This window comes from Pseudomonas sp. E141, assembly GCF_052659885.1.
The window spans coordinates 1,163,409-1,187,211 of the sequence record NZ_CP084024.1 but is presented as its reverse complement, the minus strand read 5'-3'; the positions used below and the strand labels follow the sequence as shown (position 1 = coordinate 1,187,211).

General features: G+C 57.9%; 25 protein-coding genes, 1 tRNA gene and 4 pseudogenes. 15 read left to right on the top strand and 15 right to left on the bottom strand.

Going from position 1 to position 23,803, the window contains the following annotated elements:
* Window positions 1-230 precede the first annotated feature (230 nt).
* The 6 genes and pseudogenes from GKKCFE_RS05410 to GKKCFE_RS05385 form a co-directional block, all read left to right on the top strand.
* Window positions 231-848 (top strand): annotated as a pseudogene (locus GKKCFE_RS05410) (GGDEF domain-containing protein); the annotation flags it as partial.
* Complete coding sequence (locus GKKCFE_RS05405; protein ID WP_047227993.1) at window positions 841-1,059, top strand: cysteine-rich CWC family protein; 219 nt, start codon at window positions 841-843, stop codon at window positions 1,057-1,059. The pseudogene GKKCFE_RS05410 and the gene GKKCFE_RS05405, both read left to right, overlap by 8 nt.
* Window positions 1,060-1,095: 36 nt before the next feature.
* Entirely contained in the window at window positions 1,096-1,788 is a 693-nt protein-coding gene (locus tag GKKCFE_RS05400) for a pseudouridine synthase (RefSeq protein ID WP_139050925.1), read from the top strand.
* 309 nt (window positions 1,789-2,097) lie between these two features.
* On the top strand, window positions 2,098-2,982 hold the full coding sequence (locus tag GKKCFE_RS05395; RefSeq protein WP_281459465.1) for an alpha/beta fold hydrolase: 885 nt from the start codon (window positions 2,098-2,100) through the stop codon (window positions 2,980-2,982).
* A gap of 162 nt (window positions 2,983-3,144) precedes the next feature.
* Window positions 3,145-3,218, top strand: a tRNA-Gly gene (locus tag GKKCFE_RS05390).
* Between the two features lie 533 nt (window positions 3,219-3,751).
* On the top strand, window positions 3,752-4,114 hold the full coding sequence (locus GKKCFE_RS05385; protein ID WP_173407270.1) for a DUF6124 family protein: 363 nt from the start codon (window positions 3,752-3,754) through the stop codon (window positions 4,112-4,114).
* Between the two features lie 45 nt (window positions 4,115-4,159).
* On the opposite strand, the gene GKKCFE_RS05380 is transcribed toward GKKCFE_RS05385, so the two are convergent.
* A complete protein-coding gene (locus tag GKKCFE_RS05380) occupies window positions 4,160-4,606 on the bottom strand; it encodes an NUDIX hydrolase (RefSeq protein ID WP_160891804.1) in 447 nt (148 codons plus the stop codon).
* 454 nt (window positions 4,607-5,060) lie between these two features.
* Window positions 5,061-5,366, bottom strand: a complete 306-nt coding sequence (locus GKKCFE_RS05375; RefSeq protein ID WP_053129460.1) for a hypothetical protein — start codon at window positions 5,364-5,366, stop codon at window positions 5,061-5,063.
* A gap of 115 nt (window positions 5,367-5,481) precedes the next feature.
* On the opposite strand from GKKCFE_RS05375, the gene GKKCFE_RS05370 reads away from it, so the two are divergent.
* Together GKKCFE_RS05370 and GKKCFE_RS05365 are read left to right on the top strand one after the other, a co-directional pair.
* Complete coding sequence (locus GKKCFE_RS05370; protein ID WP_322834829.1) at window positions 5,482-6,102, top strand: tyrosine-type recombinase/integrase; 621 nt, start codon at window positions 5,482-5,484, stop codon at window positions 6,100-6,102.
* Window positions 6,103-6,227: 125 nt separating this feature from the next.
* Window positions 6,228-7,007, top strand: coding sequence for a nucleotidyltransferase domain-containing protein (locus tag GKKCFE_RS05365; protein WP_445577564.1), 780 nt, complete (start codon window positions 6,228-6,230; stop codon window positions 7,005-7,007).
* Between the two features lie 294 nt (window positions 7,008-7,301).
* Here GKKCFE_RS05365 and GKKCFE_RS05360 read toward each other — a convergent pair.
* A pseudogene (locus GKKCFE_RS05360) lies at window positions 7,302-7,933 on the bottom strand (tyrosine-type recombinase/integrase).
* 200 nt (window positions 7,934-8,133) lie between these two features.
* On the opposite strand from GKKCFE_RS05360, the gene GKKCFE_RS05355 reads away from it, so the two are divergent.
* Window positions 8,134-9,126: a TerC family protein gene (locus GKKCFE_RS05355; RefSeq protein WP_076385991.1), complete on the top strand. Its 993-nt coding sequence runs from the start codon at window positions 8,134-8,136 to the stop codon at window positions 9,124-9,126.
* A 378-nt stretch (window positions 9,127-9,504) separates the two neighbouring features.
* Here GKKCFE_RS05355 and GKKCFE_RS05350 read toward each other — a convergent pair.
* Together GKKCFE_RS05350 and GKKCFE_RS05345 are read right to left on the bottom strand one after the other, a co-directional pair.
* Window positions 9,505-9,726: pseudogene (locus tag GKKCFE_RS05350) on the bottom strand (hypothetical protein); the annotation flags it as partial.
* Window positions 9,727-9,732: 6 nt separating this feature from the next.
* A complete protein-coding gene (locus GKKCFE_RS05345) occupies window positions 9,733-10,212 on the bottom strand; it encodes an Lrp/AsnC family transcriptional regulator (RefSeq protein WP_047228001.1) in 480 nt (159 codons plus the stop codon).
* 146 nt (window positions 10,213-10,358) lie between these two features.
* On the opposite strand from GKKCFE_RS05345, the gene GKKCFE_RS05340 reads away from it, so the two are divergent.
* Together GKKCFE_RS05340 and GKKCFE_RS05335 are read left to right on the top strand one after the other, a co-directional pair.
* Window positions 10,359-10,988 (top strand): LysE family translocator, encoded by a 630-nt coding sequence (locus GKKCFE_RS05340; protein WP_439125545.1) that lies wholly within the window; start codon window positions 10,359-10,361, stop codon window positions 10,986-10,988.
* Between the two features lie 181 nt (window positions 10,989-11,169).
* Window positions 11,170-11,580, top strand: coding sequence for a type II toxin-antitoxin system HicB family antitoxin (locus GKKCFE_RS05335; RefSeq protein ID WP_445577563.1), 411 nt, complete (start codon window positions 11,170-11,172; stop codon window positions 11,578-11,580).
* A 136-nt stretch (window positions 11,581-11,716) separates the two neighbouring features.
* Here GKKCFE_RS05335 and GKKCFE_RS05330 read toward each other — a convergent pair whose 3' ends face one another.
* On the bottom strand, window positions 11,717-11,863 hold the full coding sequence (locus GKKCFE_RS05330) for a hypothetical protein (RefSeq protein WP_171061408.1): 147 nt from the start codon (window positions 11,861-11,863) through the stop codon (window positions 11,717-11,719).
* A gap of 166 nt (window positions 11,864-12,029) precedes the next feature.
* On the opposite strand from GKKCFE_RS05330, the gene GKKCFE_RS05325 reads away from it, so the two are divergent.
* On the top strand, window positions 12,030-12,443 hold the full coding sequence (locus GKKCFE_RS05325; protein WP_047228003.1) for a low affinity iron permease family protein: 414 nt from the start codon (window positions 12,030-12,032) through the stop codon (window positions 12,441-12,443).
* Window positions 12,444-12,490: 47 nt separating this feature from the next.
* On the opposite strand, the gene GKKCFE_RS05320 is transcribed toward GKKCFE_RS05325, so the two are convergent.
* The 5 genes and pseudogenes from GKKCFE_RS05320 to GKKCFE_RS05300 form a co-directional block, all read right to left on the bottom strand.
* Window positions 12,491-13,399, bottom strand: a complete 909-nt coding sequence (locus tag GKKCFE_RS05320) for an SDR family oxidoreductase (protein ID WP_107322066.1) — start codon at window positions 13,397-13,399, stop codon at window positions 12,491-12,493.
* A gap of 76 nt (window positions 13,400-13,475) precedes the next feature.
* On the bottom strand, window positions 13,476-13,979 hold the full coding sequence (locus GKKCFE_RS05315; RefSeq protein WP_288912355.1) for a DUF4142 domain-containing protein: 504 nt from the start codon (window positions 13,977-13,979) through the stop codon (window positions 13,476-13,478).
* Window positions 13,980-14,268: 289 nt separating this feature from the next.
* On the bottom strand, window positions 14,269-15,618 hold the full coding sequence (locus tag GKKCFE_RS05310) for a sensor domain-containing protein (RefSeq protein ID WP_139050936.1): 1,350 nt from the start codon (window positions 15,616-15,618) through the stop codon (window positions 14,269-14,271).
* 85 nt (window positions 15,619-15,703) lie between these two features.
* Window positions 15,704-15,823 (bottom strand): annotated as a pseudogene (locus GKKCFE_RS05305) (LysE family translocator); the annotation flags it as partial.
* A 13-nt stretch (window positions 15,824-15,836) separates the two neighbouring features.
* A complete protein-coding gene (locus tag GKKCFE_RS05300; protein ID WP_445577562.1) occupies window positions 15,837-16,253 on the bottom strand; it encodes a VOC family protein in 417 nt (138 codons plus the stop codon).
* A 267-nt stretch (window positions 16,254-16,520) separates the two neighbouring features.
* Between GKKCFE_RS05300 and GKKCFE_RS05295 the strand changes: the two genes are divergently transcribed.
* Window positions 16,521-17,756 carry an aminotransferase class I/II-fold pyridoxal phosphate-dependent enzyme gene (locus GKKCFE_RS05295; RefSeq protein WP_445577561.1) on the top strand — a complete coding sequence of 412 codons (1,236 nt, stop codon included), beginning with the start codon at window positions 16,521-16,523 and terminating at the stop codon, window positions 17,754-17,756.
* Window positions 17,757-17,768: 12 nt separating this feature from the next.
* Window positions 17,769-18,932, top strand: coding sequence for an MFS transporter (locus tag GKKCFE_RS05290; RefSeq protein WP_445577560.1), 1,164 nt, complete (start codon window positions 17,769-17,771; stop codon window positions 18,930-18,932).
* On the opposite strand, the gene yiaY is transcribed toward GKKCFE_RS05290, so the two are convergent.
* Window positions 18,929-20,077: an L-threonine dehydrogenase gene (gene yiaY / locus GKKCFE_RS05285; protein ID WP_047228009.1), complete on the bottom strand. Its 1,149-nt coding sequence runs from the start codon at window positions 20,075-20,077 to the stop codon at window positions 18,929-18,931. The two genes, GKKCFE_RS05290 and yiaY, sit on opposite strands and share 4 nt — an antisense overlap.
* A 140-nt stretch (window positions 20,078-20,217) precedes the next feature.
* On the opposite strand from yiaY, the gene GKKCFE_RS05280 reads away from it, so the two are divergent.
* Window positions 20,218-21,237, top strand: a complete 1,020-nt coding sequence (locus GKKCFE_RS05280) for a DUF4917 family protein (RefSeq protein ID WP_047228010.1) — start codon at window positions 20,218-20,220, stop codon at window positions 21,235-21,237.
* A 96-nt stretch (window positions 21,238-21,333) separates the two neighbouring features.
* Here the strand turns inward: GKKCFE_RS05280 and GKKCFE_RS05275 are convergent, their stop codons facing one another.
* The 3 genes from GKKCFE_RS05275 to GKKCFE_RS05265 form a co-directional block, all read right to left on the bottom strand.
* Complete coding sequence (locus GKKCFE_RS05275; protein ID WP_047228011.1) at window positions 21,334-21,678, bottom strand: YegP family protein; 345 nt, start codon at window positions 21,676-21,678, stop codon at window positions 21,334-21,336.
* 68 nt (window positions 21,679-21,746) lie between these two features.
* Complete coding sequence (locus GKKCFE_RS05270; RefSeq protein ID WP_047228012.1) at window positions 21,747-22,328, bottom strand: DJ-1/PfpI family protein; 582 nt, start codon at window positions 22,326-22,328, stop codon at window positions 21,747-21,749.
* Between the two features lie 231 nt (window positions 22,329-22,559).
* Complete coding sequence (locus GKKCFE_RS05265) at window positions 22,560-23,777, bottom strand: class I SAM-dependent methyltransferase (protein WP_076386003.1); 1,218 nt, start codon at window positions 23,775-23,777, stop codon at window positions 22,560-22,562.
* Between the last annotated feature and the right edge of the window lie 26 nt (window positions 23,778-23,803).

Here is a 23,803-nt window from a genome sequence, read left to right as displayed (position 1 = left end):
GATAAATCCTCTTGCCACAATTTACAAACCTGCAAATCCGAGCACCTTTTCCTACAAGGCCACTAAACTGATTTCATTGGGTCTGCGCCAAGGAAATCGCCATGTCGCTCCGTTCGCCGTTGTATTCCCAGCGCAAGCCGCTCCTGCTCGTGGTGGGGCTGCTCGGTACGGGTTTCCTGGTCATTGCATTGCTGGGCTATTACGCCGCCCATACCTCGGTACGCGACAACATTCTAAAAACGCTCTACTTGAATCTGCTGATCGGCGTACTCGTGACCCTGGCTGTCCTGGCAATCCTCTATCGGCTAATTGACAGCTACCAACGCCGCATCGACGCCCAGGCGACCCTCGACAGCCTGACTGAACTTCCCAACCGCCGTGGCTTCGACCTGTTGGCGGTACAAGCCCTGCACGAAGCCCAACGTGAACCCCAACCCCTGGCGGCGCTGCTGCTGGAACTGGACGAGTTCAAGCGACTGGACTCCACCCATGGTCACATCGCCAGCGACCAGTTGTTGACCGGGTTCGCTCGCGACTTGACCGACAGCCTGCGGCATTCGGACATCGTGTGTCGCTGGAGTGGCGAGACGTTTATTGTGCTGCTCAAGGACACCGACGGGCAGAACGGTCTGAAGATCGCTGAGAAAATTCGTCAACGGATCGAACAACAACGTTATTTCTGCAGTGGCAAAGAGCTGCGGGTCACCGTCAGCATCGGCCTCACCACCTTGCAGGACGAAGACACCTTGCACAGCCTACTGTCGCGGACCGATCATGCGCTGCAACGCGCCCGGCAAACCGGGAACAACCGAACCTGTGTACAGATGCCTCACTCCAGCTATGAATAAACCTGACCTGTGCCCGGCCTGTGGCGCCAGCAATGACTGCACCCTGGCCGACCCGCGAACCGCCGACCGCGCCTGCTGGTGTTACGGCGTGAGCATCGACCCGGCCGTGCTTGAAGCATTGCCGGCCGAGCTGCGCGATCAGTCCTGCCTGTGCCCACGTTGCGCCCAGGTCGAAACCCAGTTGCGGGCCAAGCCGCAGCCGATCGCGTAAGATGCCCGCCCTTCGCTCTCTTGCCTGACCTGCCCCATGCGCCTTGACCGCTTCCTCAGTAATCTGCCGCGTTTCAATCGCCAACAAGTCCGGTTATTGTTGGTGGAACGCCGAGTGCGGATCGACGGGCAGATCATCAGCGACCCTCATGCACAGGTGCGCGAATTCAGCCGGGTCGAAGTCGATGAACAGGTGCTGCAAGCCGGTCGCCCACCCCGATATTTCATGCTGCACAAACCGCCCGGTTGCGTCAGCGCCACCCGCGACCCGCAACACCCCACCGTGCTGGACCTGCTGGATGAGCCAGACAAGGACGACCTGCACATCGCCGGGCGGCTGGACTTCAACACCACCGGGCTGATGCTGATCACCAATGACGGCAGTTGGTCACGGCGCCTGACCCAACCGCAGACCAAACTGCCCAAGGTCTATTACGTCGAGACCGAGCAACTCATCACCGCCGAATACGCCGTTACCTTCGCGCGCGGGCTGTACTTCGCTTTCGAAAACCTCACCACCCAGCCTGCGGAACTGCTCCTGCTGGGGCCAAGATCGGCGCGACTGAGCATCGTTGAAGGCCGCTATCACCAGGTCAAACGCATGTTCGGCCACTTCGACAACAAGGTGTTGCGCCTGCACCGTGAACGCATGGGACCGCTGCTGCTGGACGCCGAGCTTGAGCCAGGCCAATACCGCGCCCTGAGCCCTGAAGAGATCCAGCTGATCTGATCGTATGACCGCTCGGCAGAAGTGTCGGACAATTGTCAAACAACACTTGCGCGACGGCCGGTCCACTGCTTGAATCAAACCGTCGGCCGAAATGTGACCGATGAGTCACCACATACTTCCAAGAAACTTTTTGCCGGCCGGAGCCTCCTCGGGTTCCTTCTTAACTCCGGCAAACTGCCCGCCATAACAATACCCGTCGACCGGCTTTCGTGGATCGACATGGGCCTTATCTTTCAGGCGTATGCCTACCTGTCACATTGCTCGTGCAATCTCATTGCGCGCATACCCGCTTGCCAGGAGTCTTATGACATGAGGCCAGAAATCGCTGTGCTGGATATACAGGGTCAGTATCGGGTTTACACGGAGTTCTATCGCGCAGACGCCGCGCAAAAGACCATCATCCTGGTCAACGGCTCGATGGCCACCACCGCGTCGTTCGCACAGACCGCCAAAAACCTCTACCCGCAATTCAACGTCGTGCTGTACGACCAACCCTATGCGGGCAAGTCCAAGCCCCACAACCGCCATGAAAAAATGCTGACCAAAGAGATCGAAGGCCAGATCCTCCTGGAGTTGATCGATCACTTTGCCGCAGAGCATGTGCTGTCTTTTTCCTGGGGCGGCGCCGCCACCCTCACCGCCTTGGCCCAGCGTCCACGGCGCATCGAAAAAGCGGTGATCAGCTCGTTCTCCCCAGTGCTCAATGCACCGATGCGCGACTACCTGGAACGCGGCGTGGATTACCTGGGCAGCCTGGACGGCGACCGCGTGGGACACCTGGTCAACAGCACCATCGGCAAACACTTGCCGCCGCTGTTCAAGCGCTTCAACTATCGCCACGTCAGCAGCCTGGCCGAGCACGAATATGGGCAGATGCATTTCCACATCAACGACGTGCTCCACAGCGACCGGTTGTGCTACGTCAACGCGGCGAAAAAAATCAACGTGCCGGTGCTGTTCCTGAACGGCGAATGGGACGAATACACCTCAGCCAGCGATGCCAAGGTTTTCGCCGACCACGTGCAGCACAGCACCTTCAGCACGCTGCAAGCCACGGGGCATTTCCTGGACATGGAACACAAAGCCGCCTGCCGCGACAGCCGTGATGCCCTGCTGGGTTTCCTCAAGCAGCCCCATCAAGAAAGCCGGCCGCGCTACAACTACGTGCAGGACTACCATGCCCTGGCTATGTGAAACCGAGTCCTCGCGAGCAAGCCCCGCTCTGCCCCAACAGACACGGGGCTTGCCCGCGAACGACCGCTCTGGTTTGAGGTTTGCGTAGACGCATCACCGCTGCGCCCGTAAAGAAAAACTTCAAATCCGCGTCCACATCTGGTACAAAGTCAGCCGCTCTGAGCGGGTGTCGTATAATGGCATTACTCCAGCTTCCCAAGCTGATAACGAGGGTTCGATTCCCTTCACCCGCTCCAATCGAATTCTGGTCTCACGTCGCGTGGTTTTGGCGGGGGATATGAAAAAACCGGCTCTTGGTGGCCGGTTTTTTTTCGTCCGCAGTTTGTTGGGCTCCGCCCTTAAAGCACAGTGCTTGCAGTAATACCGACCCAGGATGAGAGCGAAGAAAACTCGACCTGTTTAATTTTCGTAAACACATCCGGCGAAGACACGTTTAAATACATTCCACGTTACGCCCTAGAGGCTACGAGACCTTGCGTCCTTACTTACGCGTGCGTCAGAATCCGCCGGCTTGTGCGCTTTCCCCCCGGCCCCTATCGTTTACCTGCCACTGCCCATCAGTGGTCGGGTTTAGTCGCTCGGTCGGTTTTAGTAAAGTGCATGAGTACCATTCAGTCAGGTCATTCTATTCCTGTACTTGATGGTGGTTGTGCGCAGGGCGCCCTTGGGCGCGCCGGGTTTGCTAATTCCACCGGTCGACTAACCTGCGTACAGCCGCCACCCTCTTTTAGTCGAGAACGGTTGCGGCCCCAACTCTGGAATTAGACATATGTTCAAGGTTACCCCCAACCCCCCGGATATCGACTCGGTACTCTACGGCGACTCTCTCGACCCTGAAAAGTTGAAAGAGGCGGCAGACCGCGCACTCAAGCACTACCTGAACCCGGGGGCGCCGAAAACGCAGATACGGCCCCGCAAGCCCAGCACGATTTTCACCATCGACGCAGCGGTGGATGACGAAACGTTGCTCGTTGAGGCGTGCGAATCCTTGGCATCCGCCAGCGTGATGGTCAGCGACCTCACCGACTTGACGGACGGCCCACGACGCCAAACGATGCTGGTGCTGCAGCGGGTCATCATGTTGGGTGAGTTAGCGGTCAATCGAGTACTGGATAACCACAAGCCTGGCTAGTCGCCAGGGATTGTTGTGGGGGCACTTACGCCCCCCAACAGTTATTCAGTCCAGCAACGAAGCCTGTTTGAGCAATTCGAAAAGCCCTTCAGGAACTAGCGCAGACGTAGCGGTGAAGCTGGAACCCAGGCACCACGTGGCTTTGAACGAATCACCATTGGTTTCATGACCGTCTAACCAAGATCGCTCATAGACGTCTACATCATCAAACCTTGCATCGTAGACCTGGACTATTTCGTGTCCTGGCTTGCCTGCGTAGGTGAAAATGCTTTCCAAAGTGCCAATCAATCGAACATCACTGATCGAAAGAGCCAGTTCTTCCTGCACTTCACGAACGATGGCATCGATACCTCGTTCGCCGAACTCAATGCCGCCGCCAATAGGGCGAAAAAGGGTTCGCTGTTCAACGGAGTCATAGAATTGGTTAACCAGAATTTTTCCGTGATGATGAAAGATACAGAGCGCGAGGGCACGAATGCGTGGTTCTGACATGAGTAAAATTCCCTTTTGACTTGATGAGCTGACGGCACTGGATTCCCCCAACGTGACGCATGAAATCCAGTAGCAGTGAGATCGCGACCCACAATACTCAATGTGCGAACAGACATTCTAAGCGGAGCCTGGCTGCCAATTATGAGGAAGCAGCTCGCCCATTTCACTTGTCCCCGTGTGTAAGCGCGAAATCAATCGCTGGCTCGAACTGGCCGACAAAGCCAGTGGCTGATCAGCGTCACAACACCCACCACCAGACCCGCCAGCAACGCGCCACCCGCCGCAGGTTGCGCGCAGCAGGCACCTCAAAGCGTCGATAGGCTGGTGAGCGGTAATATGACGGGCGGACAGTTTGCCGATTTCCCTCTGCTATATAGTTTGTCGACGATGGCTGTCCGGCGCGAAAGGCCGTAATCGGCCAAGAGGAGCCCTTCGTGAGAATCCGCTTCCGACCCTAAGCGGGTAAATCGCTAGAACGGATGTTCGAATCGATTCGCTGAATTTCCGCCTCGCTCATCACTCGCCAATCATTTGGCAAAATACCGTACTCGAACTCAGCGCTTTCCAGTGCCTCATCCAATCCAAGTATCAAGTGGTCGCCTTCAATCTGGAGTTTTCCGTAGTCCTCAAAACGTATTAGCAGATACACCGGGTCATCGTCTTTTACCTCCAGGCCGAAAAGCACGATAGCGGTAACGTCAGGCCGGAAATCACTGACTGTCCTTACATAAGCAAACAGATGGCTTGTGGGCTGGGGCATGGCGTCGGCTGCATTTAATTGATGATGGGTTACGGCATTCTATACGACCGCTTCTGGCCGGTTAGCGACCGCTCTAGTTAGCCATCCTTGTCCTTCCACACATGGACGACATGTCATGAACATCATCGCTACCCGCAGCCGTCAGCCCTGGAACAAAGGAAAATTGGTCGGGCAAAAAACCCCACTCCGACTGAGAGATATCTGGGCCACCCGAGCAAGGCTTCAAATTGCAGAAAGAACTCGGGATCTGGCTCTCTTCGATCTGGCCATCGACAGCAAGCTTCGAGCCTGCGACTTAACCAAGCTCTGCGTGCGCGACGTCGCCCATGGCGACCACATATCATCACGAGCCATGGTGATGCAGCAGAAAACGCAGCGGCCAGTGCAGTTCGAGATCACTGAGCAAACACGGCCTGCTGTCGCGGCCTGGATACATCAGGCCCAGCTACGCAGCGAGGACTGCCTTTGTCCTAGCCGGCTGTATACCTCAGACCACCTATCCACTCGTCAATACTCTCGTATCGTGAAATGCTGGGTGAAAGCCGTTGGCCTTGATCCAGCCATGTATGGCACTCACACAATGAAACGTACGAAGGCATCACTGATTTATCGCAGGCCCAAGAACCTGCGGGCGGTTCAACTGCTGCTCGGCCATACGAAGCTGGAGAGCACCGTTCGATATCTGGGGATTGAGGTCGATGACGCCCTAGAGATGGCGGAACAGACCGCGGTTTGATCATGTATAGCGACGGTCGAAGTCAGACCGTCGCTCACCGGCCAGAAGCGATCACTGGACAGTTTGCCCCTGGAAAAGTAGCGTGCAATCTAAATGACACTAGTTGGAGTTCCCTCGTGGTTTCTATGGACGTTCTGGAAGAAGTTAGAGGCCGGCTACGCCGTGCAGAAGACGAGCACGATGTGAAAATACTTTTAGCTGTTGAATCAGGAAGTCGTGCTTGGGGGTTCGCCTCTCCCAACAGCGACTATGACGCACGCTTCATCTATGTGAATAAACCTGAGTGGTATCTCTCTGTCGGTCTTGAGGAGCAGCGCGACGTCATCGAATACCCCATCATTGACGACATGGACATCAATGGCTGGGATCTACGAAAGGCACTTAGGCTATTTTGGAAGTCCAATCCAGGCTTTGTTGAGTGGATACAATCGCCCATCATCTACGAGCATATCGGTTCCTTTCACAGTCGCGCCAAGGAGTTACTGCCGCAGGTGTATTCGGTAGAAAGCGGCATCTACCATTATCGCAGCATGGCTAAAACCAACTACAGGGGGTACTTGCAGGCACCTTATGTCCCTTTGAAAAAATACTTTTATGTACTGCGTCCTTTGTTATCGATACGGTGGCTAGAGCAGTTTGAAACGCCTGCTCCTATAGAGTTTGACAAGCTGCGCGGTGTCATCGAAAGGGAGCCCGAATTCCAGCGGACCATTGATGACTTGCTTGCCGTCAAGCGTGAGTCTCCAGAAATGGGGTTATCGCCTCAGATCACGCCCATCCAGCAATTCATTGAGCGTGAGCTCAATAGACTCGAATCCATTAAGCCGACCCGTAGCGAACGTAAAGAAGTTGAACCATTGCTTTCCGAACTTTTTCGCTCGGTGCTCAAAGAAACTTGGGGATGATATGTTGTGCAGGAACACCTTGTAGAAGCCAGGTGAGTCCGCCTACATAGATAAATGATGTCCGCTTTGGGTCGATTCTGTTGAAAAAGTCGGTTTGCCCAAAATGCTCGAATATTAATGGGTGAAAACACCTTTTTTGCACGCTGCTACGTGAAATCCGAGTCCTGAACCTTCTACGCAAAACACAGATTTCAATCTCAGGCGCGTACTTTTCTACCGTGGGAACCGAAGCCGACTTTTTCAACAGAATCGGCCGGTTAGCGACAACCTGACTTCGACCGTCGCCATGCATGGTCATATCTCAGTTTGTTCCGCCATCTCCAGGGCGTCATCGACCTCAATCCCCAGATATCGAACGGTGCTCTCCAGCTTCGTATGGCCGAGCAGCAGCTGAACCGCCCGCAAGTTCTTCGTCCTGCGATAGATGAGCGATGCCTTCGTACGTCTCATCGTGTGAGTGCCATACATGGCTGGTTCAAGGCCAACGGCTTTCACCCATTTTTTTTTGCCGATACGAGCGTATTGACGAGTGGATAGATGGTTTGAGGTATGTAGCCGGCTAGGAAAAAGGCAGTCTTCGCTGCGTAGATGGGCCTGATGTATCCAGGCCGTGAGAGCGGACCGTGTTTGCTCAGTGATCTCGAACTGCACTGGCCGCTGCGTTTTCTGCTGCATCACCATGGCTCGTGATGATACGTACTCGCCATGGGCAACGTCGCGCACGCCGAGCTTGGTTAAATCGCAAGCTCGAAGCTTGCTGTCGATGGCCAGATCGAAGAGAGCCAGATCCGGAGTTTTTTCTGCAATTTGAAGCCTTACTCGGATGGCCCAGATATCTCTCAGTCGTAGCGGGGTTTCTGCACGACCAATTTACCTTTGTTCCAGGGCTGACGGTTGCAGGTTGCAGGTTGCGATGATGGACGCAGGGTTTATTCAATTTCCGTCAATCAACACGCCGACTTCAGCAACACCCTCCCCCATTGAAATACCTTGCAACTCTTGCCTGATTGAGAAATCCCACGCGCTTTTCTAAATTTTTTCCCACAACGCCGGGCCCCTCTGACAGCGAATCGCTGCCATGTCGGAGTTGCAGTTTGTACAACTTCGACACTGAGAGGAGGGGCTTATGACTGCCCTGGAACCGTTCTTTTTTGCCGAGTTTCTCGGCACCGCTACTTGGTTGTGGCTCGTTTTTATCAGCATCGTTATCAGCCTGTTGGTCTTCGACCTCGGGGTGCTACACCGTGAGCATCGAGAAATCGGCGTTCGTGAAAGCCTGCTGCTGTCTGCTGGCTATATCACGGCCAGCTTGCTGTTTGGGCTCTGGGTCTGGCAGGTCAAGGGCGGTGATGCCGGGATGGATTTCTACACAGGCTTTCTGATCGAGAAATCGTTGTCGATGGACAACGTATTTCTTATGGCGATGATCTTCAGCTTTCTCTCAATCCCGCGTAAGTATCAGCACGAGGTGCTGTTCTGGGGCATTCTCGGTGTGATAGTGCTGCGCGCGATCATGATTGGCCTAGGTGCGGCGCTGATCGCCGAGTTCAGCTGGATTCTCTATGTGTTCGGCATCTTCCTGCTGTTGACCGGGGCCAAGATGCTGTTCAGCAAGATCGATGACCATCCGGACCTTAGTGAAAACCTGCTGGTGAAGTTCCTGCGCAAGCACATGCGGGTGACCGATCGCTTGCATGAAGGGCGCTTCTTCGTCCGCCAGGCGGATGCCAGTGGGAAGTCCGTGCTCTGGGTGACGCCGTTGTTCCTGGCCCTGGTGCTGATTGAATGTGCCGACTTGGTGTTCGCTGTGGACAGCGTGCCGGCGATCTTTGCCATCACCCAGGATCCCTTCATCGTCTACACCTCTAACATCTTCGCCATCCTTGGCCTGCGTGCGTTGTATTTCGCTCTGGCGGCGATGATTCACCGCTTCGCCTATCTCAAGTACGCCCTGGCGCTTGTGCTGGTGTTTATCGGCGGCAAGATCTTCCTGGTCGGCATCATCGGCAAGATTGCGCCGGTGATTTCCCTAAGCGTGACCCTGGCTTTGCTGCTGGGCGGTGTGCTGCTATCGCTTTGGAAAACCCGCGACCAGGCCTCTGCCCGCTCGCAGGTTTAGATCCAAACAGGTGGCGGCGCTACACGAAAACAATAAACCCGGCGCGAGGGCCGGGTTTGGGGAGTGCGTGCCAGTTACGCTTGCATGACAAATGCAGCTCCAACGTTACGTTCGCGAACGCGATGGGCGAGAATCCGAAAATATCAGCCTCCCGGTAAATGACCCGTTCACGTCAGCCCCCGCTAACAAGCAGAAAATGGGTTGACGAACGTGGCAATTCTCTCTAGATTCATCCCCATCGAAGCGACTGACCAGATGAGATTGAGCGCTTCCCAGCGACGTAAGTCGTAATCGCGCAAGGCGGTTCGTAAGTGGTGTCTGGATCTGCTTTACCGAATACGAAAAAGACGCCTGCGGCGTCTTTTTTCGTTTCTGTCTCTAACGTTTGGTCGATGTTGGCTGCCGCATGTGGATCTTGCCGCACAGCAATATAAAGCCCATCCGGCCCAGTAATCGAGGCGGTTTGTCGGTTTGGTGATAGGCGCTTTCAACGACAAGGTTCAGGTCCTGAGGCTTATCCTTGGCAGCCCGACGTATCTCAAAAAACACGTGATAGGGTCCGTTCGGGTCTACGATCGTCATTGAGTACGCCCAGTTGCGAAAATATCAACCGCCCCCCGGCAAATGCCCCAACGGCAGGGCCCCGGGAGTCTTCACCGTATGAATCGCAAAATTACTCCGGATGTCACTCACCCCCGGCAACTTCAGTAGCCGCCCAGTGAGAAAACGGTCGTAGGCCCGCAAGTCCGGCACCACCACTTGCAACAGAAAGTCCGATTCGCCTGAGACCAGAAACGCTGAAATCACCTCCGGCAACGCCGTGACCGCTTGGCGAAACGCTTCGGCCTGTTCGTCGTTGTGCCGTTCAACCTTGACGCCGACAAAGATCGTCAACCCAAGTCCTACTTCATCACGGTCGAGGATGGCTTGGTAACCGCGAATGACGCCGGCTTCTTCCAGCATCCGCACGCGGCGCAGGCATGGCGACGCGGACAGGCCGATTTCCTCCGCCAGTTGCACGTTGCTCAAGCGGCCGTCGCGTTGCAGCGCGGCGAGGATTTTGCGATCGAAGGCGTCCAGTTTCATGAATTGGTAGTTCCCGATTGAACTTCACGATTACTTGGCAGGTTATGCCAATTCCATAAGCTTTAGAAGCTGACTTCGCAACCACCTGCCCTGCCCGTCAGCCCTAGACTGGCCCTACCGAAATCGTCGATATGCAGGGGGATGGTGTGGCAGAGCTCTGGTTGTTTTTGATGGCGTTGATGGTGGTGTATCTGTTGCCCGGCCCGGACATGATCCTGCTGCTGCAAACCGGCGCTCGTCAGGGTAAAGGTGCGGCGCTGGCGACAGCAGTGGGTCTGGGGATCGCTCGGGGGTGTCACGTCGCGCTGGCAGCGTTGGGGCTTTCGGCGTTGTTCAAGACCGCGCCCTGGACCTTTGACGTGGTGCGCCTGGCCGGTGCCGCGTACTTGCTATGGATTGGTTTTCAATGCCTGCGCACTTCGTTGTTGCCCAGCTTTGAAGGGGCCGGCGTTGAGGCAGGAAGACGACAGTGGCACCAGGCGATTCGACGCGGGTTGTTGACCAACCTGCTCAATCCCAAAGCGCTGCTGTTTTGCTCGGTGTTGTTGCCGCAGTTCATCGACCCACAGGACGGGCCAGTGCTTGGGCAGTTTGCAACCCTCGGCCTGGTGTTGGTCTGCGTCGGCTTGCTGTTTGACAGCACCTATGCGCTGGTGGGCGTGGCGCTCGGTCGCTGGCTCCAGCGCTCTCCTTCGGCCCAGCGTATGCAGCAGTGGTTGTTCGGGAGTCTTTTGATTGGGTTTGCTGTGCGGCTGACGTTTGTGCAGCAGTCGTAGTGCGGATGCATTTCGTTGTTCTTCACATCCAGAAATAACCCTAACGCGGCTTCTAGACTGGATTGCGATGACTGCGCTTGCTTACACTCGGTGGTTATAGTGTTGATCATCAGAGCAAGGTGGGTATAGTACCCACCACGCACACCACGCGGAGGTGATGCCCTCCCGGAGAACGATTGACATGCTTTACCCGATTGCAATTTCCATGGGCGATGAGAAGCACGCCTGGGGTGTAGAAATACCGGATATTCCGGGTTGTTTTTCTGCTGGAGATGACCTGGACGATGCCATGGCGATGGCCCGCGAGGCGATTGAAGGGCACTTCGAGATTCTGGCTGAGGACGGCTCGCCGATTCCATCGGCCAATACAGTCACCTTGCATGCGGCCAATGCGAAATACGCAGGTTGCACCTGGGCGCTGGTGGATATTGATGTGACCAAATATCTGGGCAAGGCGCAGAAGCTCAACATCACCTTGCCTGGCTATCTGCTGAACCGTATTGACGAATACGTGCTGCACCATCCTGAAGAAAAAAGCCGTTCCGGGTTTCTGGCCTCGGCGGCGCTGAAGGTGTTGCAGCAAGGACGTTGAAAACCAACCTGCCCCAGACCCTAACCCCTTGTGGGAGCGAGCCTGCTCGCGATGGCGCCATGTCAGCCAAGAACAATCCTGCTGATCTGCCCATCGCGAGCAGGCTCGCTCCCACAATTTTTTTGCAATAAGCCGGTTATTTTTTCTCCGAACCGGACTCCTGCATCTGCACCGACGACTTGGTGCCATCGGTGTTGTCCTTGGTCTCGTTGTCAGAGTTGTCGAAGCAGCCCTGCAGGGCGAACAGGCAACAGGTGAGGAAAAAGGTGCGCGTGAGATTCATGGTGTACTCCGATTGAGGGCTTTAAGCAGTGACCTCTGAATACGGTGAATGGTTGCGATGACCTTGCAGCTCGCTGAACTTCAGGCTGCGCGGCAAATGTAAGTAGAATTTTCATCGCTTCATTGCTGTCACACCAGACAGGTAAGTCCCAGAAGGAAACGCAGCAATGAACTTCGCAAAAATCGCACAAAAACTGGCCCTGTGGGCAGGCAGTCCCAAGACGTTTTTGGGGGCGCTGGTGTTGTTGGTGCTCTGGGCAGTCAGCGGGCCGTTTTTCCAGTTCAACGATACCTGGCAACTGATCATCAACACCTCGACCACGATCATCACATTCCTGATGGTGTTCCTGATTCAGAACACACAGAACCGCGATACCGACATCTTGCATCTGAAGGTCGACGAATTGATCAGGGCGAACAAAAATGCACACGATGCAATGCTCGGGCTGGAGTCGCTGGACCTCAAGCAGTTGGAGGCGATGAGAAGGCACTACCAGGCCATGGGCGAGAAGGAGGCCAAGAACCTCGGTGCCGAGCAAGGCCTGGAGCCAAAAAACAAGATCGATCTGAATCAGTGCTGATACTGGCGCGCGAGCAGCCTTCGCCACTCGCGCGGCCAAGCGTGAAGTCAGGGCAGCGGATTACCACCCGTCACGCCAAACACTTCCCCGGTGATGTAGCTCGACTCCTGTGACGCCAGCAGCACATAGAGCGGTGCACACTCGGCCGGTTGGCCTGGGCGCTTCATCGGAACTTGAGAACCAAAGGTGGGGATTTTCTCCTGGGGTTGTCCGCCGCTGGGTTGCAGCACGGTCCAGATCGGCCCCGGCGCCACGGCATTGACCCGTATCCCCTTGCTGATCACCTGCCCCGCCAGCGCCTTAGTGAATGCGACGATGGCCGCTTTGGTGGTGGCGTAGTCCAGCAGGGTGGCAGACGGATCATAGGATTGGATCGACGCGGTATTGATAACCGTCGCCCCCGCCGGCATCAGCGGTAATGCGGCCTTGCAGATCCAGAACATCGCATAGATGTTGGTTTTCATGGTGTCATCGAATTGCGCGGTGGTGATATCGGCAATGTCTTTCTGTGCTTCCTGTTTACCCGCAACATTCACCAGGATATCCAGGCCACCCAGTTGCTCATGGGCGCTTTTCACCAGTTGGACGCAGAATTGCTCATCCTTCAGATCGCCCGGGATTGCAATCGCCTTGCGACCCTCGGCCTCGATCAGCTCGATGACTTGCCGTGCATCCCGCTCTTCGCTGGGCAGATAGTTGATCGCTACATCAGCGCCTTCCCGGGCGTAGGCAATGGCGGCGGCGCGACCGATGCCCGAGTCGCCACCGGTCACCAAGGCCTTACGCCCTTCGAGGCGCCCGAAACCCTGGTAACTTTTTTCACCGTGATCGGGCTTGGGCACCATGTCCTGATCGATACCCGGTGGCGACTGCGGCTGGTCGGGGAAAGGGGGACGGGGATACTGGGTCAACGGGTTCTGCATCGCGTATTGGTTGGGTTCTCGGCGTGTGGACATCGAGCTTCTCCTTTTCGGCGGGCAAGGTGAGCCGGGACGCAAGCGCCCTGGCCCTGAATGTTAAACGTGCGGCGAATCAGCGACTGGCCTGGAGCGCCCGGGCCATTTCGAGGTGGGTCTGCAACTTAGGCAGGGTTTCGTCGGCGAACGCCTTGATTTCCGGCACTTCCGTGGTCTTGGCCTGTTCCTGGATCTGCGCAATGGCTTCCTCGGTAGCCTTGACCTGGCTGGCGGCATAGGCAGCCTCGAACGACTCGCCTTCCGGCACTTGCGGCATCAGCGTCTTGGCCTTGTCTGCCACTTCTTCCCGTGGCGCGACAGGCAGGTCGAGTTTCTTCGCAATCTTGGCCAGATGCTGGTTGGCGGTGGTGCGGTCGTTGATCACCATGATGGTGTAATCCTTGACTTCCCTGGACTCGGCCTTGCCGTGGGCCATGCGGCTGGCCTCGATGTCGGCCATGCCTTTGGCCGAAGCATCATTGATAAACTCGGCAGGCGATTGTGCCCAGGCACTGTTAATCCCCAGGCCCATCAGCACGACGAGACTGGTGCTGCGTAAAAAGGTGGCCATCCGGCTCATGGTCACGCCCTCCTCTAAAAAGTTGCGGCAGATTTCTCGCCGCTGAATCAGAACCACCTGTAACGATGTGGACAAACGTCTGTCCCGAATACGGCCGATACCGGCTTCAACGGGTGCCTCTGGACGACGATGAAGTGGGTGGTTCTCCCACATGTGCGACCCGATCCAGACGCCTTCGTTCGATCCAGGGCAATGTTTCCGGCGAGCGGGCCCCACCTGATATTCGAAAGGGTCGCGAACTGAAAGGTTTGAAAAATCGTTGGGCGCCACGACGAACGGTGGCCCGTAGTCAAATATCGAACGCCTTGTGATTCTGGCGTTTAGCGGCGTACATCGCCTCATCGGCGTGGCGGAACAGTGCGACATCTTCCAGGCCATGCTCGGGGAAACAGGCCACCCCGATGCTCGGCTCGATGCTCAGGCAATGCCCGTCCAGGCGCAGCGGCTGGGTCAGTGCATGACGGATCTTTTCCTGCACATGGTGGGCATCTTCCAAGGCCTGGACACTATGGAGCAGCACAACGAACTCATCGCCGCCAATGCGCGCCACGGTATCGGTGTCGCGCACACAGCCCTGGAGCCGGCTGGCCACCGCCTGCAACAACATGTCGCCCACCGCGTGGCCGTAGGTATCGTTGATCTGCTTGAAGCGATCCAGGTCGATATACAGCAGCGCCATGCGCCCAGACGCCGTCCGGGCGGTGGCCAGTGCGGCCTTGAAGCGTTCGCGCAGCAATTCGCGGTTTGGCACCTGGGTCAACTGATCGTACTGAGCCATGCGCTGCAACCGGGCGTGCAATTGCTGGCGCTCGATGGCGATGGTGAGCTGCGCACAGACGTATTGCAGCAACTCCTTGTCTTGCTCGGTGTAGCGCTGGTTGTCTTGCGTGCTCTTGACGATCAACGCACCGATCGTGCCGTTTTGCGAGATCAGCGGTACACCCAGCCAGCAGGGAGCGTTCGGTTGCGCCACAAGGTCGCAAAACCCCGATGGCAACTGACTGCAACCGGGCGTCAGCAGGATTGGTTGGCCGCTGCGAATCACTTCGGCGCACAGGCGCTTGGTGACCGAGCTCGGCCCATCGGGCTGTCGTTCCAGGTCATCGACGTGATAGGCAAAGTTCAACTGCTCGCACTGCTCGTCATACAGCGCCACCGAAAAATTCAGCGCCGGCAGCCACTCGCCAATGATCAGGTGGATGCGCTTGAACAACGCCAGCAGGTCCGCAGCCGCATGGGCGGCCTCGGAGATCGCATACAACGCCGCCTGCCGAGACTCGGCCTGCTTGCGCTCGGTGATATCCCGGGCCACGGCGATCCGCAACTGGTCCGCCGGCGACCAGCGCGCCGACCACAGGATATGCACCACCCGACCGTCCTTGTGCAGGTAGCGGTTCTCGAAATTGAGCTTGGGTTCGCCGTCCATGATCTCCCGCGCCGCATCAAGAGTCCGCTGGCGGTCGGCAGGATGCACCAGGTCGATCATCGGCTGGCCGATCAGCTCCTGCGGGGTGTAACCGAAAATGCGTTCACAAGCGGCGCTGACAAACACGAAACGCCCCTGGCCGTCGACGGCACACACGGCGTCCAGCAAAAGATCCATGTAACTGGCCAGCGGCGCACGATTGCGAGTGTCCATGGGGCTGGTGGTCTTCCGATAATGCATCGTTGAAAAAAGCCTTGCCTGCGCAGCCGGCACGTCAGCCCTGCGCCTTGCTGGCCAACAACCGATTCGCGCCAACAATACCCATGAGGATAGCGTAGGCCAACGGGCCGCCCAAAAAACTGATTGTTATCAGCAATGGCAATATCGACCCATGCAGCAGCTCGGCACGGCTGCACAGGCGGGGCGAAGATTCAGGGAGCCGTAAAAAACTCCATGGCGGCGTAAGGCGCCTGTCGACAGGCCTGCAGGCGGGACGTCAGATCTCCCACATGGATTTCGAGTTTGTGCCCGTCCGGGTCGAGAAAGTAAAACGAGTCACCTTCGCTGCGGTTGTCGCGCCACGTCACCACCCGGGCCGCATTGAGCCGCGCCACCAGCACCGGGAAGTCCTCGGCACGGATACTGAATGCGTAATGGGTGTAGTCCGCCGCAGCCTCCTTTTTGCGCAACGGGTCAACAGACAGGCACAGCCATAGTCCGGGCAGCGACAAATAGGCCCCTTTGTCCCATCTGGCCTCAAGACGAAGCTGCAATAGCTCGCTATAAAAAACCACACTGGGGTCCAGCTCGGTGACGGCAAGTGTCAGATGATTGAAGCCTGAGAGCATCGACAAGCAACCTTTGGAAAAGAAACGGATGGGTCAAGTGCAGCAGGCTCAAGGGTGAAAGCATCGCTTTGCCCAGCTCCGACAGCGCAAATGGATTCCCCGCCCAGCCCCTTAGGCAAGATCCTACACAGAAGTCTCCGGTAACACTCAAACACGCCGGAAACGGCCGATTCAAAGCCCTGCATAACGATCTGTAAAGTCTGGAAACACACAGATATCGAAACCACCCACGGACAGCACCACTCAACCAAGGAATGTAAGCGCACCATGAACCAGACTGCACAGCCAACCCATCGCTACACCAACTACCGTAAGGTCATTTCCCTGGCGGACCAGGACTGGCAGAGCGCCGAAGTCGGAAAAATCTCAGGGCTGAATGTCGAGGTCAAGACACCCAATGTCCTGGTCGACCAGTACGGCCGAACCTTTCACCACTTCTGTACCACGTCCTATCTGGGCCTGGATCACCATCCGGCGTTGCTGGACGGGGCCATGACGGCCCTGTGGGAAACCGGGACCTTGCGCGTCGCTAACTCGAAAAACCGCTGCAAACTGGCGATCCTGGACCGATACGAAACCCAATTGTCGGAGTTGTTTGGCGCCAGTTGTCTCAGCGCCCTGTCATGCAGCGCAGCGAGCGCCGGGATCCTGCCGTTGCTGGCCAGCGGCGTGCTCACCGACAATCGGCCGCCGGTCATGGTGTTTGACAAACATGCCCATTACTCGATGAACCACGTCAAGGCTGCCTGCGCCGATGAAACCCAAGTCATCACCGGGCCCCACAACGACATGGACTTTCTCGAGGACGTGTGCAAACGACAGCGCAACGTGGCGTATGTGGCCGATGGGGCCTACAGCATGGGCGGGGTGACGGATATGGACAGCCTGCTGTACCTCAAACAGCGCTATGGCCTGTTTCTCTATCTGGATGACTCCCACGCGCTGTCCGCCGTAGGGCAATGCGGAGCGGGCCTGGTCCGGGCACGCTTGCACGCCGTGGACGAGCGCACGCTGATTGTCGCCTCGCTGGCCAAATCATTCGGGGCCAGTGGCGGCCTGGCGATGTTTGGCAGTGAACGGCAAAAAACACTGGTGCAGCGCTACGGCGGGCCGAGCAATTGGTCCCAGAGCCTGAACGCGGCGGCCATTGGCGCCGGCATTGCCTCGATCCGCCTGCACCGCAGTCGAGAATTCAGCGCCTTGCAGGAGCGTTTGCAGGCTAATATCCGCCTCTTCGACAGCCTCATCCGCACCGAACAGCTCGGCAATGCCATGGCGATCCGCCTGGTGACATGCGGTGAAGCAGCCCTGGCCAACAGCCTGGCGGTCGAATTGGCCGACCTGGGGTATTTCACTTCAGCGGTCTTTTTCCCCGTAGTGCCGCAAAACAAGGCCGCAATCCGCATCACCCTGCGCGCCGACATGGAGACGAACGTGATTCGCTCGTTCTGCGAACGGATCACCGATCTGCTGCTGGCACACGGGCGTGACATCCGTCCTTGAACGAGCGCCTTGATGAAGAACCGTACGACCCTGATCATCACCTGCACCACTGTCTTCCTGGCACAACTGGGCATGAGCATCTACTTGCCGGCCCTGCCCGACATTGCCCGGGATCTGGGGGCCGATGCGTCCCGGGTTTCCTGGGGCTTGTCGGTTTACCTGATCGGCATGGCGCTGCCAATGTTGCTGTGGGGCAGCGTGAGCCAGCGTCTGGGACGCAAACCGGTGTTGCTGGCGGCATTGGGGTTGTACGGCCTGAGTAACCTGGCCTTACCGCTGGGTACGACAGTCGAGGCGTTCCTGACGCTCAGGTTGATTCAGGGCATCGGCGCCAGCGGTATCTCGGTGATGGCCAGGGTATTGATCCGTGACAGTTTCAGCGGCGATCTGCTGGCCAAGGCCCTGTCATGGATCTCGATAGCCTTCGTGATTGCCCTTGGCATTGGCCAGTATCTGGGCTCCTTGATCCAGGTTGCCTTCGGCTGGGAAGCGATCTTCTACGGTTTGGGTGCGGTCAGCCTGGCCATGGCGGTGGCAGTGTCCCGGGTCGGTTTCCCAGTGCTGACAGAAAGCAGCCACGGGCAATCAGCGTGGCGCGTCTACGGCAGAATTCTCAGATACCGAGGTTTTTTACTGCCGGCATTGGCCGGTGGTCTGGGTTACGGCGTGATCGTCGCGTTCAACACCGCCGCGCCACTGATCCTGCAGGAAAGCTTTCATTGGTCAGCGATTGAGTACGGCCTGCTGGGCTGGCCGATCAGTGCGGCGTACCTGTTCGGCGCGCTGGCGGTAAACGCCTTTGTGCTGCGCACCGGTCAGCGACGGCTGATGAGCTGGGGCATTGCGCTGGTGCTGGGTGGCAGCGCAACCATGCTGCTGGGGAGCGTCGCGCTGAGCAGTGTTGCGCTGCTGTTCTGGTTACCGTACTGCTTAGCGGTGTTCGGCCAATCGTTGAATTACCCCATCAGCCTGTCCCTGGCCAACGAGGGTTCACCGGTGGCCGGTGCTTATGCCATGGCGTTGAGCGGTTTCCTGCATCAACTGATGGCATCGGCGATCGGCGCCATGGCCAGCCTGTTGTTGAGTCAACAGGCCTGGCCGCTGGCGGCATTGTGCACGTTGCTGGCGGTGGCAGCGATGCTGTGCGTGCGGTTCATGCCGCCACGGGTCGCTTAAAAGGCGCTGCGGAAAATCTCCTCGATCTGCCGTTGATCCCCCGCCCGTGGGTTGGTCAGACCACAAGCATCTTTCAATGCGTTGGTGGCCAGTACCGGCACGTCGTTGAGGCGTACGCCCAACTCACGCAGGCCGGCCGGAATGTCCACGTCCCGGGCCAGACTGCGGATCGCCTCAATGGCCACCCGCGCGCCCTCCTCCGGGCTGAGTCCGCGCGTATCGGCGCCCATGGCATGGGCCACGTCGGTCAGCCGAGCGGCACATACCGAGGCGTTGAAACTCTGCACATGGGGCAACAGCACGGCATTACACACGCCGTGGGGCAAGTCATAAAATCCGCCCAGTTGATGGGCCATCGCATGCACAAAACCCAGCGAAGCATTATTGAACGCCATCCCCGCGAGAAACTGCGCGTAGGCCATGTTCTCCCGCGCCGTCAGATCGTTGCCGTCGCGCACGGCCTGACGCAGATTGTTGCTGATCAACGTGACCGCTTTCAGCGCGCAGGCATCGGTGATCGGATTGGCGGCAGTGGATACGTAAGCTTCGATCGCATGGGTCAACGCATCCATGCCGGTGGCGGCCGTCAGCCCCTTGGGCATCGCCACCATCAACGCCGGATCGTTGACCGACATGAGCGGCGTCACGTTGCGGTCGACAATCGCCATTTTCACGTGGCGGGTCTCGTCGGTGATGATGCAAAAACGGGTCATCTCGCTGGCAGTACCTGCCGTGGTGTTGATGGCGATCAGCGGCAACTGCGGTTTACTCGAGCGATCAACGCCCTCGTAGTCACGAATTTCCCCGCCGTTGGTGGCACACAAGGCGATGCCCTTGGCGCAATCGTGGGGCGAGCCACCACCCAGCGACACCACGAAATCGCATTGGCTCTCCTTCAGCAACCCCAGCCCACGCTCGACATTGGCGATGCTGGGATTGGGTTTGGCACCGTCGAAAATCACCGAGTCGATGTCCTGTTGCGCCAGCAGGTCGGCCACCTTGCTGGCGACGCCGGCCTTGGCCAACCCTGTGTCAGTGACGATCAGGGCCTTGCGAAAGCCGTAGTTACGGATGGCGGTCATGGCCTCGTCGAGGCAACCCAGCCCCATGACGTTCACGGCGGGAATGAAAAAGGTGCTGCTCATGGGAGATGCTCCTGGAAGAGGCCGGGATTGGCAGGGCTACCAGAATGACCGACTGGTCACAGCGCATCTTGATCTGGCTCAAGACTGGGTCGTGATAAAGTCGCGCCCTGCCTTAACCACGTTTTGAGATAACTTTCGCAATGACCGACTTCCAGCAATACGACGCCCAGCTCGAAGACTGGGATGCCTTGCGCGCCAGCACCGCTTTCAGCGGCTTGCTGCTGGGTAACGGCGCCAGCCGCGCCGTTTGGGACGATTTCGGCTACGACTCGCTGTTCGAAAACGCTCGCACAGTCGAAGAAAAACCCTTGAGCCCGTCGGAAATGAGTGTGTTCGACGCGATGCAGACACGCAGTTTCGAACAGGTACTCGGCGCGCTGAAAACCACCAGCAGGGTCAACAAGGCTCTGGCCGTCAGTTCCGCTGCACCGCGCAACCGCTACTACGCAATCAAGGAAGCACTGATCAACACCGTGCACGCGGTGCATATCCCGTGGCGACTGGTCGAACCCTCGACCCTGGCGACGCTTAATCAGGAGCTGGGCCGCTATCGCACGGTGTTCACCACCAACTACGATCTGCTCAACTACTGGGCGATCCAGCATGCGCCCGAGACTGTCACCGACCTGTTCCTGGGCAACGATCACAGCTTTGATCTGAGCCAGGCAGACACGGACAAACCACGTCTGCTGTACCTGCACGGTGGCCTGCACCTGGTACGCAACCAGGACGGCACGGCACGCAAGCTGACCGCCACCGAAGGCACGCTGTTGGGCAGTTTCGCCATCAACAATACGATCAAGACCCTTGACGACGTGCCGCTGTTCGTCAATGAAGGCCCGAGCCAGGACAAGCTCAAGACCATTCGCAGCTCTGATTACCTATCGTTCTGCTACGACCAGTTGCTGCACCACGGCGACAACCTGTGCCTGTTCGGCCATGCCTTGGGCGAACAGGACAGTCACATCGTCCATGCCCTGCGCCAGGCCGCGCCGAAAACCGTGGCAATCTCGATCTACCCCCGCAGCCAGGCGTTCATTCAGCACCAGAAGCGCCATTACGCCAAGGTGTTCCAGGGGTTGGCGGTTGAACTGCGGTTCTTCGATGCCAAGACGCATCCGCTGGGCAACCCGAAACTGTCGGTGCCGGTGGAGGTTTAGAGCCAGGGCAGGCACGGCCCCGTAGCTTGTGGGGAAGGGATTTATCGGTGGGAGCAAAGCTTGCTCCCACATTGCCCCTCGGCTTTTGGCGTCCTGTCAAAGCGCCGCCAGCGTCTTGTCCTTGATCACCGTCGTCGGTCCGTTGGCCATGACGCTGGCAATGCCCTTGTCCCGGGCGGCGTCAGAGGAATAGCTTTCGCTGCTGCCGATCACTTCGTGATTGCCAGCCTTGAGGTTGAAGTAAGGATGGCCATCCTTGGTGCTCTTGAGTTCATAACGTTCGGCCAGTGGGCTGTTCTTCTGCACCGAAGCGATGCCACCGTCGGCACCGCTGCGGGTCGTGTACAGCTCGCTGGTCAAAATCGTTTCGGCGTTCGCCGCCTTGAGCACAAACTTAAACTGGCCGTTGCTGCTTTTGCTGACTTCGTACCATCCGGACATGTTTTTTCTCCTGGGCGGTTGAGGCATCCCCAAGAGTAAAGACCCGCTGCGCTTGTTCTGCCAGTGCCTTACAAGGTGATGGCCGTGCCCAGCAGCGTCAGGAACCCCGCCAGCCAGTTCGGATGTGCCGGCCAGGCGGGCGCGGTCGCCAGATTGCCTTGAACGTGGCCTTCGGTGACCGCGCACTCGATAAAGGTCCCTCCCGCCAGACGCACCTCCGGGGCACAGGCGGGATAGGCGCTGCATTCACGCCCTTCCAGGATACCCGCCGCTGCCAGCAATTGCGCACCGTGGCATACCGCTGCAATCGGCTTGCCCGCCTGGTCAAATTCGCGCACCAGTTGCAGGACTTTCTCATTCAGGCGCAGATATTCCGGCGCACGTCCGCCCGGCACCAGCAACGCATCGTAATCAGCGGCCTCGACACCGACGAAATCATGATTCAGTGCGAACAGATGCCCCGGTTTTTCGCTGTAGGTCTGGTCGCCCTCGAAGTCGTGGATCGCCGTGCGCACGGTCTGCCCGGCGCTTTTGTCCGGGCACACGGCATGAACGGTGTGGCCGATCATCTGCAAGGCCTGGAATGGCACCATGACTTCATAGTCTTCGACGTAATCGCCGACCAGCATGAGGATTTTCTTTGCGGCCATGGGGTGGACTCCTTGAAAAATGCGTAGGGGGTGAACGCATTAAAGGTAGACCGGTACGTCGGTAGATGAGGGATAAGCGGCGATTACCTGACGGGCTGCACATCGCTGGATGCTGAATGCAACGTGTGGGAGCGAGCCTGCTCGCGATTCAGGCGACGCGGTTTTTCAGGTACACCGCGTCATCGTTCAATCGCGAGCAGGCTCGCTCCCACAGGGTAATGTGTCAGTCACTCAGGCGAGGTAACCGTCAGCGCGCAGCAGGGTTTCGAGGCAGTGCTCGGTGATGTGGTAGAACGCCTTGAGTTCCTGGATCTTCGCCAGCAGCTCTGCCGGGTCCACCGGTTCGGCGCGTTTGACCGCCAGGATCATCTTGTTCTTGTTGGTGTGGTCCAGGGAAATGAACTCGAACACCTTGGTTTCGTAACCGCACGCCTCCAGAAACAGCGCCCGCAGACTGTCAGTGACCATTTCTGCCTGCTGGCCCAGGTGCAGCCCATATTGCAGCATCGGCTTGAGCAACGCCGGACTCTGGATTTGCAAGCGGATCTGCTTGTGGCAGCACGGCGAGCACATGATGATCGAAGCGCCCGAGCGAATGCCCATGTGGATCGCGTAATCGGTGGCGATATCACAGGCATGCAAGGCAATCATCACATCCACCGCGGCCGGCGCCACGCTGCGCACATCGCCGTGCTGGAAGCTCAGGCCCGGGTGCTCCAGCCGCGCGGCAGCTTCGTTGCACAGCTTGACCATGTCCTCTCGCAGTTCGACGCCGGTCACGATCCCTTCAGCCTGCAAGGTGTTGCGCAGGTAGTCATGGATGGCGAACGTCAGGTAGCCCTTGCCCGAGCCAAAGTCCGACACCCGCACCGGTTGATCCAAGGCCAGCGGCGAAGATGTCAGCGCGTGGCTGAAGACTTCGATGAACTTGTTGATCTGCTTCCACTTGCGCGACATCGCCGGGATCAGCTCGTGCTTATGGTTGGTCACGCCCAAATCCGCCAGGAACGGGCGGTTCAGGTCGAGGAAGCGGTTTTTCTCGCGATTGTGCTCGGCCGATGGCACTTCTCGCAGTTGCTGGGGCTTGCTCTTGAATAGCGAGCTTTTGCCCTTTTTGCTGTATTCCAGCTGCGCTTCGTCGGTGACAGCCAGCAGGTGCGCGTTCTTGAACGACATCGGCAACAACGCGGCGATGGTCGCCACGCCTTCGGCCAGCGGGAAATTCTTGGTGATGTCGCGGGTTTTGTAGCGGTAAACGAAGGACAGGCAGGGCTGATCCTTGACCGTCAACTGCTTGATGATCAGCCGTTGCAGGTCCGCTTCGTCACCGACGTACTTGGCCAGCACCAGTTTGATGAAGGCGTTCTGCTCAAGGCTGCTTTGCAGCAGCTCGATGAACTGGGCGTGGTGATCCGGCGCAGGACGGGCGGGGGTAGCGGTGACAGACATGGAAAAAGCGGCCTCGGGGCGGGCGG